We start from the raw sequence: 17,663 nt of genomic DNA, 5'->3' as shown, positions 1-17,663 counted from the left end.
TATATATTTACAATGCTGCCGCAAGCGGTACGCCGATCGAAGAAATTTTTGAGTCATTAAAAATAGCCTAAAAATCTGTTTTTTTATTCAACTGTAAAATTATTCAAGTAAAAATGCACTATTATAGTATAAACTATTATTACTAAAATTAAAATATTATCACTAAATATTTATTAAAATATTTATAAACAAGCATAGAACATTATTATTATTCACTTACTTAATAATTTTAATAAAAATTATAGCATCCTGCTCAAAGTTATGCATATAAATCATTGTTTGCCCATTAACTATTTTTACATTTGGAATACATATATTTTTATTTATTAAGTCAATAATTTTAATATCATAATGTGATAAATCTTTATCTATTTTCACATTTGTATTTACTGGAACATAAATTAAAATTTTATCTTCCTCTTTAGTAGCTGCCATTCTAATTTCATCAGTTGAATTAATAATCTTATTCATTGGAAGTAATTCGCAAACTTCATACAATTCTAACAGGTATTTTATATATCCGTAATCCCATGCACCAGGATACTTAATAGCATCATTCCAAGGATTTGGGCTGTCAAAACCTTCTCCAAGTCCTGACCCAAATGTTTTTCCAATCTTATGCCAACTATAAATTCCATGTGCTCCATATGTCACTCCTGCACACGACCCTGAAAGTAAGCTCATCCAAGCTGCTCTTCTCACATCAAATTGATAGAATCTTCCATACATTTTTCTACTATATCCCATTTGCTCATAACACGGCTCTGAATTAATTATAGGCTTAGCAGGATATTTTTTATAAAAGCTTTGAGCAAGTAAGTATGGCATGGCTAGATTCTCTGCATTATGTCCAGATTGATACATATAAAAATCAATAATATTAATAAATTCTTCTGGAATTACATCTAATCTTCCTTTTATGTGTAATGTTTGCAATAAATCAGGTGCCAATCTTCTTAATTCCTCTGACGCTTTTAAATAATATTTTTTTGTATCTTTGGTATCAAAATCTGTATCACCACTAATTATATAAAGAGGATTTAAATCAGAAAAAGTTTCATGCACTTTTCCAATATATTTTTCTATAAAATCATAAGGCATAATATTATTATTAAACATCTTACTTGCCCAAGTATTAGGAACATAATTGCACCATAGCACAACAAGAGCTAATTCAAAACCTTTTTCTTTAGCCATTTTGCACATATTCCTTGCACGATTAAAATATTCTTGATTGAATTCAGTAAATTCAAATGTTTTCATCCTTTCATCATTATATGGTAAAGGATAAAAGTTTAAATCGGTTTCACTTGCATCCCATTGAGGAAGAATATTTATTTGAATCACATTAAACCCTTGATACTTTCTCAAATTTAAATAATATTCCCATTCTTCTAAAGTTATGTTAGTAAATGCGCTCCAGCAAGTATCTGCTAGATAAAAAAAGTGTTTACCATCTTTTTTAAATGTACGGCTATTTTTTTCAACTATAATTTGTGACATATCTTTCACCTCAAACTTTTATTCTTTTATAACTCTCAATTGAAACAAAGAAAAAATATATAACAAAAATGATAAATTACATTATAATATTATTATACATAGTTTATCATTTCATACTACAGCAAATAAATTACTCACCTTTTCACTTATAGCTGCATTTTTATATATACTAATAAATAATGTTACTCTTTATACTTTAGTCCTACCATTGAATCAAATATAAAATAACTATTACACTTATTTTTATTCCAAATTACACTCTACCATGCTGGAAAAACTTTCTTAACTTCTGCTGGTACTGGCATTTCTCCATAAATTTGTGCGTTGCCAGGTATTATTTGGCTAGAATTCTTATTTTCTATTATGCACACCCAATCTTGGTCATTTCCACAAGTTGGTGTTACTATTTTTAAATTGATATTTTCGGAATCTTTCATCAACGTCTTTGTCAAATTTATAGCTTCATTAGAAATAATATTTTCTTGCGAATAGCATCTTCCATCTCTAGGATTAAACCACCACATCTGTAAATTATCTTTTTTTAATCTGTTTATATTTATCGTTTCTTCTCCGCCTGAAGGAAAGTAAACACATGCAAATTCTCCATTTGATTCTACACAGCACTGTACATGTTCATCTAAAATATATTTTGACTTTTTACTTTGTTCTATCAACATTTCTTGGCAAGGTACACACTTACTTAAATCTCTTGATTCTAAAAAATCACGCAGTACTTTTATTTGCCATGCACCAGGTTGGTCTAACGCTTCGAACCAAGAGTATTTTCTAAAACTATCTTTTTCCTTATCAGAAATCATACACCACACAGATCCATGACCATAGGTATGACCGAAAGAACCTGCAAACAGACTCCAGTATGCACGTTTTCTTACTATCCATGCTCCATGAAAATCATCTGGAGTTGCTGGCCATACTGTTGGCATTTGCTCATAAGCTGGCTCTCCATCAAAAACCGGCATAATATTTTCTCTATCATAATCTTTTTTAACTAATTCATAATTTTTTGGTGTTAAACCATGTCCAGATTGGATCATTATAAATGATATCCATGCCTCATTATCTGTCCAGTAAGACATTGTAGAACACTCACCAGTCTCTGCCTCATGGCATGCATGGTAAGTAATTAAAAGTTTTTTCCAATCCGAATCTTTTTCATTATATTTAATTTCCCTTCCCAGTACTCCTTTAGCAACACCTTCCGCCATTTTTCTCCAAATATTTTTATAATCTACACCAAGATGAATAGGCATTCTATCACCACCTAAACACCAAATTATATTTGTTCTATCTTTATAGCGGCTACCAATCCATCTTCCATATTCATAAGAATTTTTTTCGGTAACTATTTTTTCAGAAAATTGGCCCATCCAATTATGACCTACAACAAGTTCTCCCCATACTGGTAGCAACAGCACGTAAAATCCATATTCTTCTGCCTTATCTAGTATCCAATCTAAGTATTCAAAATATCTTTCATTCGGTGTATTTAAATCATTGTTTAATAGGGCCTTTTCACCTGCTGGATTCCTCATTTCTTTATCTTGTTCTGGGTCAAGTGCTACAATTTGAAGTACTGTAAATCCCTGTGATTTTCTTTTCTGCATTAGATATTCTACATCATCCCATTTTACTCTCTGTGCTAGCGTCCAGTCAGTGTCAGCTAACCATATAAACGGTCTGCCATCTTGATATGTAAAATATCTTTGATTATCTGAAATTTTTAATTTCTCCATATATATTAACATCCCTTCTTTAATAAAATTTTTAATAATATGCTACTCATTCAATTATTTAAATAAATACTTTTATTGTACTCATATGAGCTGGATAATTAGAGAATTAATTGAAATATAGAAAAATAATAATTAATTATTACGTAATCAAAATTCTAACTATATAGTTTTTTAGTTATCACTAAAGTTCAGTTAAAGATTAAGAATTATATTATTAATCTTTAACTGAATATAATAAGATTTTATATCTACATAAATAAACTAAATTTATTCTCCACGAATCCAAGCCTTTATATCTTCTTCAACATCATCATAGAAATCTGGTTTTAAATTAGGAATATACTTACATGCTTCATATATAACTGGTAATACATCTTTATGAACACCAGTGCAGTGATGTACATATGGTCCTGTTACAAGTTTATCTTCAAGTCTTGATAGGTTCTCTACTTCGACCCATAAATATGCACCTTGAATATATGGTCCCTCAATACCTTTAGCATGCCCAAGTAATATTGAATATTCTCCATTATCTCCGTCAAATCTTAAAAGTGATATATCTCCACCTTCAATTTCTGCAAAGGAAGCTCCACTGCATCCACTTTCTAGTGCAAATGGAGTTGCAATTTTAGCTTTTTGATTTTTCTTAGTTAAAGAAATCGGGAAACATCCACAGTGTTGAAGAAGTTCTCCATTTTTATTAGTTGGATGAACTACAGTCCAATCTGCAAAAAATGGTGCTGTTTCTCCCATTGTTGCTGCTTGTGCTATAATTGATGTTATCGCTCCATGAATATCAGTTTCACATACAACTGGAATTCCTTCATCTGTTAATAACGCATTAGCCATACATGGCATAATTTTCAGTTCATCTTGAAGTGCTGTCCAACATTGCACCGCTACCGCACTACATCCAAATTCTGTTGTTAATTCACTATATGCAACTTTTAATGCTGCAACATTTTTAACTATTTCTTCTGAAACTGTAATATCTAATACTTCTTTCATATATTTAATTGTTTCTTGTATCTTTTCAGTTTCTTCCGTTTTAACTTTTTTAACCTTTGCCACAAATTCTGTCATTGAAATCGGGTAAATTTGAACTCCGAATTTCTCTAATAATTCACCTTCATTACACATCATTGTCCAAAAAGATGATGGACGTGTAGAAATTTGAAGAATTCTTAAATTTCCAACTTCTTTAACTACATTAGCTGCTGCAATAAAGTTTCTTACTCCTCTTTCAAATGCAACGTCTTCTAATGTTGAATTTGGTATATAAGTAAAGGGTACTTTAAAACGTCTTAATATTTTACCAGTTGCAAATAATCCACATTGGCTGTCTCTAAGCCTTGAACCATCTAATAAAGGTGCATCATCACGAGGTCCCCATACTAAAACTGGTAATTTCATTTTTGAAGCAACCTTGGCAACCAAATCTTCTGATCCAAAATTGCAATGTGGAAAAAATAATGCGTCTACTTTTTCCTTCTTAAATTTTTCTATTACTTTTTCAACATGTTCTTCTGAAAATAGTAGTCCTTCTTCATTTATGTCATCTATATTTACAAAATCCACCTTCAATGCTTCTAGCTTTTTGCAAGTTAAGTCCTTATACTTTATTGCATCATCTTTACTAAATATTGATCTACGAGTTGATGCAACTCCTAATTTTATTTTAAATTGTTTCATTTTTATGCCTCCTAATTATAATTTTATATATATATTTCTTTAAAATTCACACTACACATTTATTTAATTTAGTTTTTATAGAGAATTATTAAATTATTGCTAATTAATTTTTTAAATGCATTAATAGATATTTGTAAATCTTTCGATAATATTTTCTACAGTAAATCCATATTCTTTTATAACCTTCTCAGCTGGAGCTGATGCTCCAAATTTATCAATCCCAATAACATCATTGGCATATTTATGCCATCCAAATGTTGTTCCCATCTCTATTGCTAATTTTTTAATAATATTTTTAGGTAAAACTTGATTTTTATATTCTTCTGATTGCTTTTCAAACAATTCCATTGAAGGCATGCTTACAACTGAAACATAGATATTTTCCTTAACTAAAGCTTCTTGAGCTCTAATCGCTAAATTAACTTCTGAACCTGTTGCAATTAATATGCCTTCACATTTTCCTTTAGCAGCACTTATAACGTAAGCACCTTTTTCAACGCCCTCATAGCTTGAACCATCCATAACAGTTACATTTTGACGGGTTAATGCTAAAGCTGTTGGATGATCTTTAGATTCTACTGCTAATCTCCAAGCTGCTGCTGTTTCAACTGCATCTGCTGGTCTAAACATAACCATATTAGGAAGTGAACGGAACATTGCTAATTGTTCAATTGGTTCATGAGTTGGACCATCTTCTCCTACTGCAATTGAATCATGGGTAAATACATAAGTTACAGGGAGTCCCATAATTGCAGCCATACGGACAGCTGGTTTTAAATAATCTGAGAATACGAAGAAGGTTGCTCCATATACTTTTACGCCACCATGAAGTGCCATACCATTTAGCATTGATGCCATGGAAAATTCACGTACACCAAAATAAATATTTCTTCCATAATCTTTTTCAACAATGAATTTATCTTCATTTTTAATTAACGTTTTATTAGATCCAGATAAATCGGCAGAACCTCCAATGAAGTAAGGAATTGCTTTTGCTATTGCATTTATGGCTTTATTATTTGTGTTTCTTGTAGCATCACTGTGTCCAACTTCATATTTAGGCATTACATCAGATAATTCGACTACTAGCTCTCCATTAATAGCTTTCTCTAATTCTAACGCTTCTTTAGGATAAGATTGTTTATATGCTTCAAATAGTGCATTCCATTCACCTTCTGCTTTTTGTCCTGGAATTTGAATCTTATTTTTATAATTTTCATAAACTTCCTTAGGAATTGTAAAAGATTCATAATCCCATCCGTATGACCTTTTAGCATATTCTCCATCTTCTATACCAAGTGGAGCACCATGAACTTCATTTTTACCTTGATTCTTTGATCCAAACCCAATAACTGTTTTAACTTCTATTAAGGATGGTTTATTTATTTCATTTTTTGCAACTTGTATTGCTTTAGAAATTGCTTCTACATCATTTCCATCTTCGACTTTTTGTACATGCCATCCATATGATTCGTAACGCTTTAAAACATCTTCACCAAATGAATCACTTGTTTTTCCATCTAAACAAATATCATTTGAATCATATAAAACCACCAATTTCCCAAGACCTAAATGTCCAGCTAATGAAGAAGCTTCACTAGTTACACCTTCCATTAGGTCTCCATCACCACAAATAACATATTGATAGTGATCGACTATTTTTAAATCTTTTCTATTATATTTAGCACTTAAAAACTTTTCAGCCATAGCCATTCCTATAGCCATTGGGATTCCTTGTCCAAGCGGACCACTTGTTGCATCTATTCCATCTGTGTGTTTATATTCAGGATGTCCTGGTGTTTTGCTTCCCCATTGTCTAAAACTTTTCAAATCATCCATAGTAACGTTGTATCCTGATAAATGTAAAAGCGAATATAAAAGCATTGATCCATGACCAGCTGCTAGTACAAACCTATCACGATTAAACCAATTACTATTCTTGGGGTTGATCTTCATATGATCGGTCCATAATGTATAAGCCATAGGTGCTGATCCAAGCACCACTCCTGGATGCCCTGAATTAGCTTTATTTATTGCATCAATTCCAAGTACTCGTATACTATTTATTGATAATTGTTCTAGTTCCTTATTCATTTTCTTCCTCACCTCTTTTCTGTTTTACTTTCCAAAGACCGATGCCCAGTCTGCTTTAAATTTTTCTAACCCCTGATCTGTTAATGGATGTTTTACCATTTGTATAACTAGCTCATATGGAATTGTTGCTATGTCTGAACCTGCCTTTGCTGCTTCAATTACATGTACTGGATTTCTTACACTTGCCGCTATTATTTCTGTATCTATTCCATGAATCTCAAATATTTCTGCTATGTCTCTCACTAAATCCATTCCAATCATTGATATATCATCTATTCTTCCAAGAAAGGGACTTACATATGTTGCCCCTGCATTTGCTGCAAGTAATGCTTGAGTAGCTGAGAATATTAAGGTTACATTAGTTTTAATTCCTTCCCCTGCTAAAACCTTGGTTGCTTTTAAACCTTCTGCTGTCATAGGAATTTTTACTATCATATTTTTATGAATCTTTGCTATTTCTCTTCCTTCTTTTATCATTCCCTTTGAATCTTCACTAATAACTTCTCCGCTTATTGGACCATCAACTATTTGTGTTATTTCTTTTATTACTTCATCAAAATTTCTGCCTTCTTTTGCTACAAGGGATGGATTGGTTGTTACTCCGCATATTACTCCCATTTCATTTGCTTCTCTAATATAATCAACATTTGCTGTATCTAAGAAAAACTTCATTATTATTCCTCGTTTCTAATTTTTTTATTTATTTAATTCTGTTAAATGTAAGACACTCTTAACTGCCTTTTGCCATCCATTGTATATTTTCTTTCTTTCTTCATCTTCTAATTTACTTTCATAAACTTTTGTATTACTAAGTAATTTCTTTATATCGTCTATACTATTCCACATTCCAAGACCTAATCCACCTAACAACGCAGCTCCTAATGCAGATAATTCTTCATTAAGATTTTTTTCAATCTTACAATTTAATAAATCTGCTAAAAACTGATTATAAATTTTATTAGTAGTTACTCCACCGTCTATATTTAAATTTTTAACTTTAATATTAACTTCTTTTTCAATTACATCTAAGGCATCTTTTACTTGATATGCAATACTTTCTAAGGCAGCTCTCATAATATGTTTCTTTGTAGTATTTCTTGATATACCTACAATAGAAGCCTTTGCTTCTGATTCCCAATAAGGTATTCCAAGTCCTAAAAAAGCCGGAACTAAATATACCCCTTGATTATTCTCTATCTCATTAACAGCTTCATTAAATTCACCAAAATCTTTAAATAACCCAAGTTCATTATGAATCCAATTTATTGTGTCACCACTTGAATTTATAATACCTTCAATTCCATAATTAACACTTGTTTTACTAACATAAGCTATTGTTGAAACTATTCCGTTTTTAGATGGTATATATTTTTCTCCTACATTAACCATAATTGAATTTCCTGTTCCAAAAGTTGACTTTGCCATCCCAGTTTCAAAACAGCGCTGCCCAAATAAAGCTCCTTGAGAATCTCCTATTACTCCAGATATTTTCAACATTTTTTTTAATTGCCCATCTAAATTTGTTTCTCCAAAAATTTCATCTGAAGGATAAATTTTAGGAAACATATTTTCTGGAATATTAAATACTTCTAGCAATTCTTTATCCCATTTTAATGTTTTTATATTAAGAAGCAGTGTTCTGCTAGCATTAGTATAATCGGTTACATGCGACTTTCCATTAGTTAGTTTCCAAATTACCCAACTATCCATAGTTCCAAGTAATAGTTTTCCTTCATTTGCTTTTTTTCTTGCGCCTTCAACATTATCAAGTATCCATTTAATCTTAGTCCCAGAGAAATATGGGTCTAATCTAAGACCTGTTTTCTCTGTAACCATTTCTTCATATTCTTTAAGCTCGCTGCAAATCCCACTTGTTCTTCTACATTGCCATACAATTGCATTATACACTGGAATACCTGTTTCTTTATCCCATACAACAACCGTTTCTCTCTGATTAGTAACGGATAATCCTAATATTTCTTCTTCATTTATTTTGTTTGTATCTATAATTTCTTCAATTACTGATTTTATATTTTCATATATTTCTATAGGATTATGTTCAACCCAGCCTTGAGTTGGATAAATTTGTTCATGTTTTTTACTGACTCTATGTTTAATACTCCCTGTATTATCTATCATTAATGCTTTTGTAGCTGATGTACTTTGATCAATAGTTAATATAAACTTTTCCTTCATAATATCCATCCCAATCTACTATTTAAGAATTTCTTCTGCTACTTTCACCAAATTTTCTGCAGTTAATCCATAATAACTAAATACTTCTTTAGTATTTCCTGTTATAGGTGCTTCATCTGCAATTGCAAGGATTTTCATCTTTGTTGGTGCTTTTTGACAAACAACTTCTGATACTGCTGCTCCAAGACCACCATAAATACTATGTTCTTCTATTGTGATAATTCCTCTTGTTTCTTTCGCTGCTTTTATAATTATGTTTTCATCTAATGGTTTTATAGTATGCATACTTACAACTCTGCATCCTATTCCTTTAGCTTCTAATTCCTTACTCGCATCTAATGCAGCTTTAACTGTTTCTCCTGTAGCAATTATTGTAATATCATTACCTTCATGAAGAATATTTGCTTTACCAATTTCAAATTCAAAATTCCCATCTTCATAAACATCATCTACTGGATTTCGTCCAATACGAATGTATGCAGGTTTATTATATTTTTGGAGTGCTTGAACCATCTTTTTAGTTTCAAATCTATCTGCTGGAAGTAATACCGCAATATCTGGAATAGCTCTTATAACTGCAATATCTTGGAGAGAATAATGAGTCATCCCGAGTGCTCCGTAACTTACTCCACCACTAATCCCAATTAATTTCACATTAGTCTTTGAATACGCAACATCAACTTTAATTTGTTCTACACTCCTCATTGATAAAAAGCAAGCTGGTGATGCTACATATGGTTTTTTTCCACAAGTTGCAAGTCCTGCTGCAATCCCTACTGAATCTTGCTCTGCAATTCCTACTTCCACAAATTGTTCTGGATACTCCTTTGCAAAGTTACCCATAGATGCTGATCCTCTAGAATCACAAGTTAAAACCATAATATCCTTATCTTCTTTAGCTAATCCCATCAATGTATCGCATATTACTTGACGATTAGAAATCTTATTCATTTATAGTCCCTCCTTCTAATTCTTTAACAGCTTGATTATATTCTTCTTCCGTTAGTACTCCATGATGCCATTTAGCTATATTTTCCATAAAAGAAATTCCCTTTCCTTTTATAGTTTTAGCAATAATCATTGTTGGTTTTCCTTCCTTTGCTGGAATATTACTAAATACTTTTAATAATTCTTCAATATTATTTCCATCAACCTCTACTACTTCCCATCCAAAACTTGTCCACTTACCTTTTAAATCATCTAATGCCATTACTTCTTCAGTAGTTCCTGATATTTGGAGTCCATTCCTATCCACTATTCCTACTAAATTGTCCAATTTATAATTAGCAGCTGCCATAGCACCTTCCCATACAGAACCTTCTGCTTGTTCTCCATCACCCATTAGCGTAAAAACTCTATAATTCTTATTATCACGTTTACCTGCTAACGCCATTCCTACAGCTACCGGCAATCCATGTCCGAGTGATCCTGTATTTACTTCTACTCCGTTATTTTTATTATTTGGATGACCTATCAGTGTAGATCCGTATTGACTATAAGTTTTTAATTTCTCTTTATTAAAAAAACCTTTATCGCCTAAGATATAATAAAGAGATTCTGCTATATGTCCTTTACTTAGTATAAATCTATCCCTATCTGGATCACTAAATTTTTTAGGATCAATATTTAGTACTTTATAGTAAAGTGTTGTTAAAATATCAATACTTGACATTGAGCCTCCAACATGGCCTGCTTTTGATGCATAAACCATATCCAAAACTCCTTTTCTTACTTGCTTCGCCTTGAGTTCTAAGTCTTTTACTGTTTGTTCCATAACTTTCCCTCCTAAATATTTACTTTTATATACGCTTTATATTACATTTAAAATTATATCACCGCTAATTAATTTAGTAAATATTTTTATTCAAATAACTAAATATTTATTTTATTTATCATTATATAATATTTAGACAAGGTTTTAAGATTGGAGATAAATTAAATACAGTACCTTTACTTCTACTTTTTTACTCCAACTATTTTTAATACCATTTTAAGCATTAATACTTCAACTACTAAAATTAACCGAAGGATAATTTATGGAATGCCGTACTTTTCATAAAATTTCTAAAAATAAAAATAACCCAAGACAATTCATTTTAATTGTCTTGGGTTACATACCATACCACCGGTCTAATGTACATAAAATAAATAAAATTAATGTTATCTATGTTATAAATTCTCTCAGACTTACAACTTATATTAGTTTAAATTATAATTGTGATTAAATCATTTTATGATATTTATTTTTATCTTCATCTGTAATAGCTCTAATTACCCTACAAGGATTTCCTGCTGCTATGACACCAGCTGGAATGTTTTTTGTAACTATGCTTCCTGATCCAATAACTGTATTGCTTCCTATTGATACCCCTGGCATAATTTTTACGCCACCACCAATCCATACATTATCACCAATAGTGATTGGATATGCATATTCTAAACCTTCATTTCTCTGCTCAACATCAAGCGGATGACCAGCAGTATAAATACCACAATCTGGTGCCATAAATACATTGTTTCCTATTGTTACTTTTCCATCATCTAAGATTATAAGGTTATGATTAGAATAAAAGTTATATCCAATTTCTATGTTGTATCCATAATCGCAATAAAATGGCTGTTCAATGTAAAATTTATCTCCAATTGAACCAATCAATTCATGTATAACCTCTTCTCTTGTCTTTACATCATCTGGTTCAAGAAAGTTATATTTTCTGCACAACTTTTTACAGTGTGTTCTCTCATTTATAAGCTGTGGATCATAATTGTTATTATACAATAATCCTTTTTCTGCCTTTTCTTTTTCAGTCATGTACAATTACTCTCCTTTTTTATTTGATGATTCGTACTTGAAATTTCAATTTATTCACCCATTCTTATATTCTTCACGGTCTTATGTTCAAGTAAAAAGTTTGAATAAATTCTTTCTCCACCTTTTCCAGTTGGTGCTTGTGCAAGAAATCCTACTTTTATTGTTTCTTCAACTGGAAGATTAAAGAACCTCATCATATAAAATTTTGTTCCATCTGTAGAGTAATGGAATGCAAAGGAATTTTTAGTTCTTGCAACTTGCAGCCACACTTCATTTCCATCAATATTACAACCATTAGCATCGTCAGACATCTGATTAGTTACAACACTTACTACTGCATTAGTGTCAAAGTCTGTAAGTTCAAAGCAAGCTTTTGCCCATACATTTAAGTCTCTCATAACCATAATCGAAGATGAATCATACGTATCTTTAAAATCATGACTTACTTTTACACGCATTACAAAATCTCCTGTTACTTCTGTATAAAAGTATGGTGCATTACATAACGACTCAGGAGTAATACCTTCTTCTGAAATTTCTCCATTATTGCAGAAAAAATCGCTTTTTTCTGTTGCATACATTGCTATTCTACCTTCATCAAATTTAATGTCACTTTCATTTAACCACTTGAAATTTTGAAAATCTTTTTGATTCATTTTTGCCTCCAATACTTTGAGAAATTCGTAATTTATAGAATTTCTCAAGTTTAATTTTTCTCACTAATGCTTATACTGTATTTTTTAATTTTGTATCTTATAAGATATAAAACTTAATTTTTAATATGATTTACAATAGTAATTGTATCAAAGCAAACCTTTTCATTCAAGTATATTTATTGATATAAATATTGTATATTTTTGCGTATTCAACTTGTATCTATCAATTCTTTAGATGAATTTAAAATAGGATTGGAAATTTTAAGCGCATAATTATATAAAAAATAATTTAACTGTTAAGGAAACATACAGGTTAGTATATTAAATTATATATATCAGGTTAATTAAACCAAATTAAAAAGTGGTTGTAAGATTTTCGTAGTATAGCTGCCAAAATGGTCTTATACAATCAAAAGTATAAAATAATTAACATATGATATTTACTAAAAAATTAAAAAGGAAGTGTTTTATTATGAAAAACAAAAATATTAAAAGTAAAGTTATTACAGGAATTCTTATGGCAAGCATGATGATATCTGCAACTTCGGTATTTGCTGATACAACAACAGCTACAGTAACAAGTACAACTAAAAACGTAACAAGGTCACATGGCAAACATAAAGATGACTTCAAAACTGTTCTTGATAATTTAGTATCAGCTGGAACCATATCTTCTGATAAAGCAGCTGCTATTGAAACTGTTCTTACTGAAAAGCATAATGATAAGAATAATAGTAATATTAATGGTAAGCATGGAGATAAATTCAAAAATTTACTTGATACTCTAGTTACAGATGGAACTATATCTTCTGATGAAGAAACTGCTGTATTATCTGTTCTTACTGGTGTTAAAGGCGACCTTAAGACTGTTCTTGATAATTTAGTTGCAACTGGAACTATATCTTCTGATAAAGCAACTGCTATTGAAACTGCTCTTACTGAAAAGCATAATAATAAAGATAATGGAAATGGTAAACGTGAAGACAAATTCAAAAATTTACTTGATGCTCTAGTTACAGATGGAACTATATCTTCTGATGAAGAAACTGCTATTGAAACTGCTCTTACTAGTGCTAAAGGTAACTTTAAGACTGTTGTTAATAATTTAGTTACAACTGGAACTATATCTTCTAATAAAGCAAATGCTATTGAAACTGCTCTTGCTGAAAAGCATAATAATAAAGATAATAGTAAACGTGGAGACAAATTCAAAACTTTACTTGATACTCTAGTTACAGATGGCACTATAACTTCCGATGAGGAAGCTGCTCTAGTAACTGCTCTTACTAGTGCTAAATAAAATTTAAAAACATATTATTTTTAGGTGTTAGACACTAATAACGAGATTCTAAATAGTTTTATGTTAATAGTAAATTAGTTATTGAAATATTACTGGAAATCTTGATTTCCAGTAATATTTTTTATTTTTATTCAACAACTACCATATTACAATAATTTAGACAGCTTTGTCTTGCAAAGTAAAGTAATTGATAGTATTTTTGAATGTAATTATATTTAATTTCAAAGATTTTTATAATGCTACTGTTGAATAATTCCAACTATTACTTCGTATAATCCTTCAATAATCATAGTAACTCCTACTACAAAAATATACATACTCATAACACGATTTGCTGAAACAATGGCAACAACACCCAAAATAATAAATAACAGCGCATATGCTAATGGTATGAACCAAAATTTTCGCTCTTTATCTAAACATTTTGCCACACTCTTTAGCTTTAATATCCCAATACTAACTAATATCACTCCTAAACTAAAATTAGTAGAAAACATAATTGCATTTTCTTTTAGTATAAAAAACACTGCAAGACTAACAGTCCCACTATAGAAAATTATACTGTACCTATTAACAATTTTATAATTTGTATTCTGAGTAGCTCTATAAATTATTCTTCTTACAGAAAAAGCTAATATTACCAAAATAGCTACCATGCCTATAATTTGTAATGCATGTTCTGGTAACTGCATAAAAAATAATCCAAGAAACGCAACACAAGTGCCTTTTATTGTATTTTTTGTTTTCCAATTAATTCCTTGCAAGCTCTTCATAACTGATTTAATAAACTTACCAGCCACTATCTTGGTATCTTTTTCTGAACTCAACATAGTCGTCAATATAAATTCAAATCCATTTATTCCACCATTGGCTACATCTGTTATTAGCTTTGCTCCCCCAGCTTCTAATCCATCAAAAAAGTTCTTTGTGAAAATTCGTCGTTGCTCCATATTAACCTCTTTAATCCAAGTATCAAAAATTTGATTAACAGTTTTACATTCAGGCATGAGATCGTTTACTTCAAAAAAATATTCAGCATCTACCTCCCATGTCATCGGATCATGCTGCATTATACCAGTGGCACTGCTCTTTACAATTTTATGCGGTCTGTCATGCTCAAACAACATTCCAATCACGCTAAATTGCGGAATAATTCTAATAATCTTATGTTGAATTGCTTTAAACTTCTTTACCTGAAGCATCTCTTTGCAAACCCCTGGACCATCATTATCGTAAATTTCAATAATTTTATTTTTCAGAATATCATTACACATCATAGCAGAATAAACAGCAAGATTTCCCCCTTTTGAATGTCCTCCAATACGATACTTTTTATAATCAACATTCATAGTTTGTTCCAAATATCTTACCGCTTCCTGCTGAGCTGGCACTGTTTGAAAACTCATAGAAAAATCTTCGCGCCATCCAAGAATAGTTTGATCTGTTCCTCGAAAAGCAACATAGACAGTTCCATCACCTAAATCGACATGCAGTGCTGCAAATTGAATTTGTAACTCCTCATCACATATATCTTTATAATTAGAAAGCTTGGCATTTCCAAATCTTTTGGAATATGCCATTTTCTCAAAAAAGGAGCGAGATAAATCTAAAAAAGCATGTATTTTAAATCCATCTGCCCCATGATTTTTACCACAAATTAATTTATAAGCTTCTTTTAATGTGATAGATCCTATAAATATTTCAGGTATAATTCCTGAAAAATCAATATACGCTAATACAGCTAAAATTAAATTATCTACTTCATTAAAGGGGCGTTCATTAAAACTAATGTCTCCGCGCCATCTAATATATGAGAAAATATTATCCACCTCAATTATTTCTCCTTCATCATGTTAAAATTTTTCTAGTCATCTTTGAAGTTTTAATTATATGGTAAGTATACCGTAAATGTGCTGCCTTCATGGATTATACTCTTTACCTCTATTTTACCGTCACACAGCTCTACGATTCTATTAACTATTGAAAGTCCAAGTCCAAGTCCTTCATTTAAATGAGATGAGTCACCCTGGTAATACTTTACTAAAATCTGATCAATGTCTTCTTTGCTTATGCCTTTACCTGTATCGGATATTATAATTTTAATAAAATTATTTTCTTTTTTTAATGTAAGTGATATCTCACCATGCTCTGGGGTAAATTTGATTGCATTAGTTATCAAATTTATCCATACATGCTGCATAAGGTCAGAATTGCCGTAATATTGGATATGCTCTAAATCAGCAGAAAATTCAATTTCTTTCTTAGTCCATTCTGTGGATAAAATAATTGCACACTGTTTTATCTGCTCGTCGAGATAATAAGTTTTTTTATCTACTATAAACTGTTGTGACTCCAGTTTGGAAAGAAGAAGTGAACTGTTTGCAAGTGACGCGAGACGTTCAGACTCATGAGCTATGATTTTCAGATAAGTGACCTTATCTTCTTCCGAAACGCTTTCCTCAAGTAGAAGCTTTGCAAAACCATTAATTGAAGTAATAGGAGTTTTGAATTCATGAGAGAAATTATTAATAAAGTCGTTACGCAAAGTCTGCACACTTTGAAGTTCTGTAACCATTTTATTAAAATTTATATATACATCTTTTAGTGGGCCAGCTTTATTGGGGTCAAGATGAATGTTAAAATCCCCACTTGATACCTTACTAATTACTAAGATTAATTTAGAAATATAGCGATATAATGCCTTGGCAGAAAAATAGGATATGCTTCCCATAATCAAGCTCATCGGAAAAAACATGCCGATTGCGCGAATAGAATCATACTGTTTGTTTCCATCGTATATATAATTATCAACAAAATCTACCAGTGCAAATATCATAACAGATGATATCATGACTATAGCTGCCTGAAAGACAAACCACTGCACTAGTTTTTTGTTAGTTTTTTTCTTTTTGCCTAACATCGTTCTTTCCTCCGGTCATCTCGGCTTTATATCCAAGCCCTTTGATCGTAATGATTTTAAATTCATCAACATCTTGAAGTTTATTTCGCAGTCTGCTGATGTGAGTTTTTACTGTATCTTCTCCACTTTCAGAGTCATAACCCCAAATATCATCAAGTAATTGATTTTTAGTAAATATCTGACTTGGATATGATAAAAGTTTAAACAATAGATCAAATTCCTTTTTAGGTAAATCACTTATTTTTCTTCCAACTGTTATTGTATATGAGGTGGAATCCAATGTCACATTACCAATAATCATTTTATTTTCACTGGCGATATGCGCACGACGCAAAAGTGCCTCAATCCGCCATATCAACTCTTCATAATTTACTGGTTTTGTCATATAATCGTCAGTCCCTGACGAAAATCCCATACGCTTATCATCAAATGATTGCTTCGCGGTCAGCATAAGGACTGGTATTGTAAGATTGTTCCTGCGGATTGTCCTTACCAAATGGAATCCATCTATACGTGGCATCATAATATCTGCAATTAGAAGATCAACCTTCTGTGATTCAATAATATCAAGTGCTTCCTGACCGTCATTTGCACATATAATCTTATAACGAGATTTAAGCCTTGCTACTATAAGCAATTGGATATTTTTATCATCTTCTGCGATTAAAATTGTAGCCATAGTAATACCTCCTTATAAATAATTATATATAAGATTTCAAAAGGATAAAGATAACTT

At 31.0% G+C, this 17,663-nt stretch carries 14 protein-coding genes; 1 reads left to right on the top strand and 13 read right to left on the bottom strand.

Annotated features, from left to right (window positions below; translation table 11 throughout):
* Positions 1-216: 216 nt before the first annotated feature.
* The 10 genes from CLPUN_RS08510 to CLPUN_RS08465 form a co-directional block, all read right to left on the bottom strand.
* On the bottom strand, positions 217-1,503 hold the full coding sequence (locus tag CLPUN_RS08510) for a glycoside hydrolase family 140 protein (protein WP_077846874.1): 1,287 nt from the start codon (positions 1,501-1,503) through the stop codon (positions 217-219).
* 260 nt (positions 1,504-1,763) lie between these two features.
* The gene (locus CLPUN_RS08505; RefSeq protein ID WP_077846873.1) at positions 1,764-3,257 is read right to left on the bottom strand and encodes a glycoside hydrolase family 140 protein; all 1,494 of its coding nucleotides are present in this window, start codon (positions 3,255-3,257) and stop codon (positions 1,764-1,766) included.
* Positions 3,258-3,524: 267 nt separating this feature from the next.
* The gene (locus CLPUN_RS08500; protein WP_077846872.1) at positions 3,525-4,949 is read right to left on the bottom strand and encodes an L-fucose/L-arabinose isomerase family protein; all 1,425 of its coding nucleotides are present in this window, start codon (positions 4,947-4,949) and stop codon (positions 3,525-3,527) included.
* A 120-nt stretch (positions 4,950-5,069) separates the two neighbouring features.
* The gene (gene tkt, locus CLPUN_RS08495) at positions 5,070-7,043 is read right to left on the bottom strand and encodes a transketolase (protein ID WP_077846871.1); all 1,974 of its coding nucleotides are present in this window, start codon (positions 7,041-7,043) and stop codon (positions 5,070-5,072) included.
* A 24-nt stretch (positions 7,044-7,067) separates the two neighbouring features.
* Entirely contained in the window at positions 7,068-7,715 is a 648-nt protein-coding gene (fsa, locus tag CLPUN_RS08490) for a fructose-6-phosphate aldolase (protein WP_077846870.1), read from the bottom strand.
* 24 nt (positions 7,716-7,739) lie between these two features.
* Entirely contained in the window at positions 7,740-9,239 is a 1,500-nt protein-coding gene (gene glpK, locus CLPUN_RS08485; protein WP_143329004.1) for a glycerol kinase GlpK, read from the bottom strand.
* 18 nt (positions 9,240-9,257) lie between these two features.
* Positions 9,258-10,190, bottom strand: coding sequence for a transketolase family protein (locus CLPUN_RS08480; protein WP_077846869.1), 933 nt, complete (start codon positions 10,188-10,190; stop codon positions 9,258-9,260).
* The gene (locus CLPUN_RS08475; RefSeq protein WP_077846868.1) at positions 10,183-11,013 is read right to left on the bottom strand and encodes a transketolase; all 831 of its coding nucleotides are present in this window, start codon (positions 11,011-11,013) and stop codon (positions 10,183-10,185) included. Before CLPUN_RS08475 ends, CLPUN_RS08480 begins: the two co-directional genes overlap by 8 nt.
* A 447-nt stretch (positions 11,014-11,460) precedes the next feature.
* Positions 11,461-12,051 (bottom strand): sugar O-acetyltransferase, encoded by a 591-nt coding sequence (locus CLPUN_RS08470; protein ID WP_077846867.1) that lies wholly within the window; start codon positions 12,049-12,051, stop codon positions 11,461-11,463.
* Positions 12,052-12,101: 50 nt separating this feature from the next.
* Positions 12,102-12,707 (bottom strand): DUF1349 domain-containing protein, encoded by a 606-nt coding sequence (locus CLPUN_RS08465; protein WP_077846866.1) that lies wholly within the window; start codon positions 12,705-12,707, stop codon positions 12,102-12,104.
* Positions 12,708-13,179: 472 nt separating this feature from the next.
* On the opposite strand from CLPUN_RS08465, the gene CLPUN_RS08460 reads away from it, so the two are divergent.
* Positions 13,180-14,007, top strand: coding sequence for a hypothetical protein (locus CLPUN_RS08460; RefSeq protein WP_077846865.1), 828 nt, complete (start codon positions 13,180-13,182; stop codon positions 14,005-14,007).
* A 239-nt stretch (positions 14,008-14,246) separates the two neighbouring features.
* On the opposite strand, the gene CLPUN_RS08455 is transcribed toward CLPUN_RS08460, so the two are convergent.
* The 3 genes from CLPUN_RS08455 to CLPUN_RS08445 are packed head-to-tail and all read right to left on the bottom strand — an operon-like array spanning position 14,247 to position 17,606.
* On the bottom strand, positions 14,247-15,836 hold the full coding sequence (locus CLPUN_RS08455) for an Mbeg1-like protein (protein ID WP_077846864.1): 1,590 nt from the start codon (positions 15,834-15,836) through the stop codon (positions 14,247-14,249).
* 53 nt (positions 15,837-15,889) lie between these two features.
* Positions 15,890-16,927 (bottom strand): sensor histidine kinase, encoded by a 1,038-nt coding sequence (locus tag CLPUN_RS08450; RefSeq protein ID WP_077846863.1) that lies wholly within the window; start codon positions 16,925-16,927, stop codon positions 15,890-15,892.
* Complete coding sequence (locus CLPUN_RS08445; RefSeq protein WP_077846862.1) at positions 16,902-17,606, bottom strand: response regulator transcription factor; 705 nt, start codon at positions 17,604-17,606, stop codon at positions 16,902-16,904. Before CLPUN_RS08445 ends, CLPUN_RS08450 begins: the two co-directional genes overlap by 26 nt.
* Between the last annotated feature and the right edge of the window lie 57 nt (positions 17,607-17,663).

The organism is Clostridium puniceum (assembly GCF_002006345.1).
GTDB lineage: Bacteria > Bacillota > Clostridia > Clostridiales > Clostridiaceae > Clostridium > Clostridium puniceum.
The sequence above is the reverse complement of the archived record's forward strand: the minus strand, read 5'-3'. Positions and strand labels throughout refer to the sequence as shown.

Coding starts and splice junctions, on each gene's coding strand:
- CLPUN_RS08510 (WP_077846874.1), bottom strand. CDS start 1,503: ATGTCACAAATTATAGTTGAAAAAAATAGCCGTACATTTAAAAAAGAT.
- CLPUN_RS08505 (WP_077846873.1), bottom strand. CDS start 3,257: ATGGAGAAATTAAAAATTTCAGATAATCAAAGATATTTTACATATCAA.
- CLPUN_RS08500 (WP_077846872.1), bottom strand. CDS start 4,949: ATGAAACAATTTAAAATAAAATTAGGAGTTGCATCAACTCGTAGATCA.
- tkt (WP_077846871.1), bottom strand. CDS start 7,043: ATGAATAAGGAACTAGAACAATTATCAATAAATAGTATACGAGTACTT.
- fsa (WP_077846870.1), bottom strand. CDS start 7,715: ATGAAGTTTTTCTTAGATACAGCAAATGTTGATTATATTAGAGAAGCA.
- glpK (WP_143329004.1), bottom strand. CDS start 9,239: ATGAAGGAAAAGTTTATATTAACTATTGATCAAAGTACATCAGCTACA.
- CLPUN_RS08480 (WP_077846869.1), bottom strand. CDS start 10,190: ATGAATAAGATTTCTAATCGTCAAGTAATATGCGATACATTGATGGGA.
- CLPUN_RS08475 (WP_077846868.1), bottom strand. CDS start 11,013: ATGGAACAAACAGTAAAAGACTTAGAACTCAAGGCGAAGCAAGTAAGA.
- CLPUN_RS08470 (WP_077846867.1), bottom strand. CDS start 12,051: ATGACTGAAAAAGAAAAGGCAGAAAAAGGATTATTGTATAATAACAAT.
- CLPUN_RS08465 (WP_077846866.1), bottom strand. CDS start 12,707: ATGAATCAAAAAGATTTTCAAAATTTCAAGTGGTTAAATGAAAGTGAC.
- CLPUN_RS08460 (WP_077846865.1), top strand. CDS start 13,180: ATGAAAAACAAAAATATTAAAAGTAAAGTTATTACAGGAATTCTTATG.
- CLPUN_RS08450 (WP_077846863.1), bottom strand. CDS start 16,927: ATGTTAGGCAAAAAGAAAAAAACTAACAAAAAACTAGTGCAGTGGTTT.
- CLPUN_RS08445 (WP_077846862.1), bottom strand. CDS start 17,606: ATGGCTACAATTTTAATCGCAGAAGATGATAAAAATATCCAATTGCTT.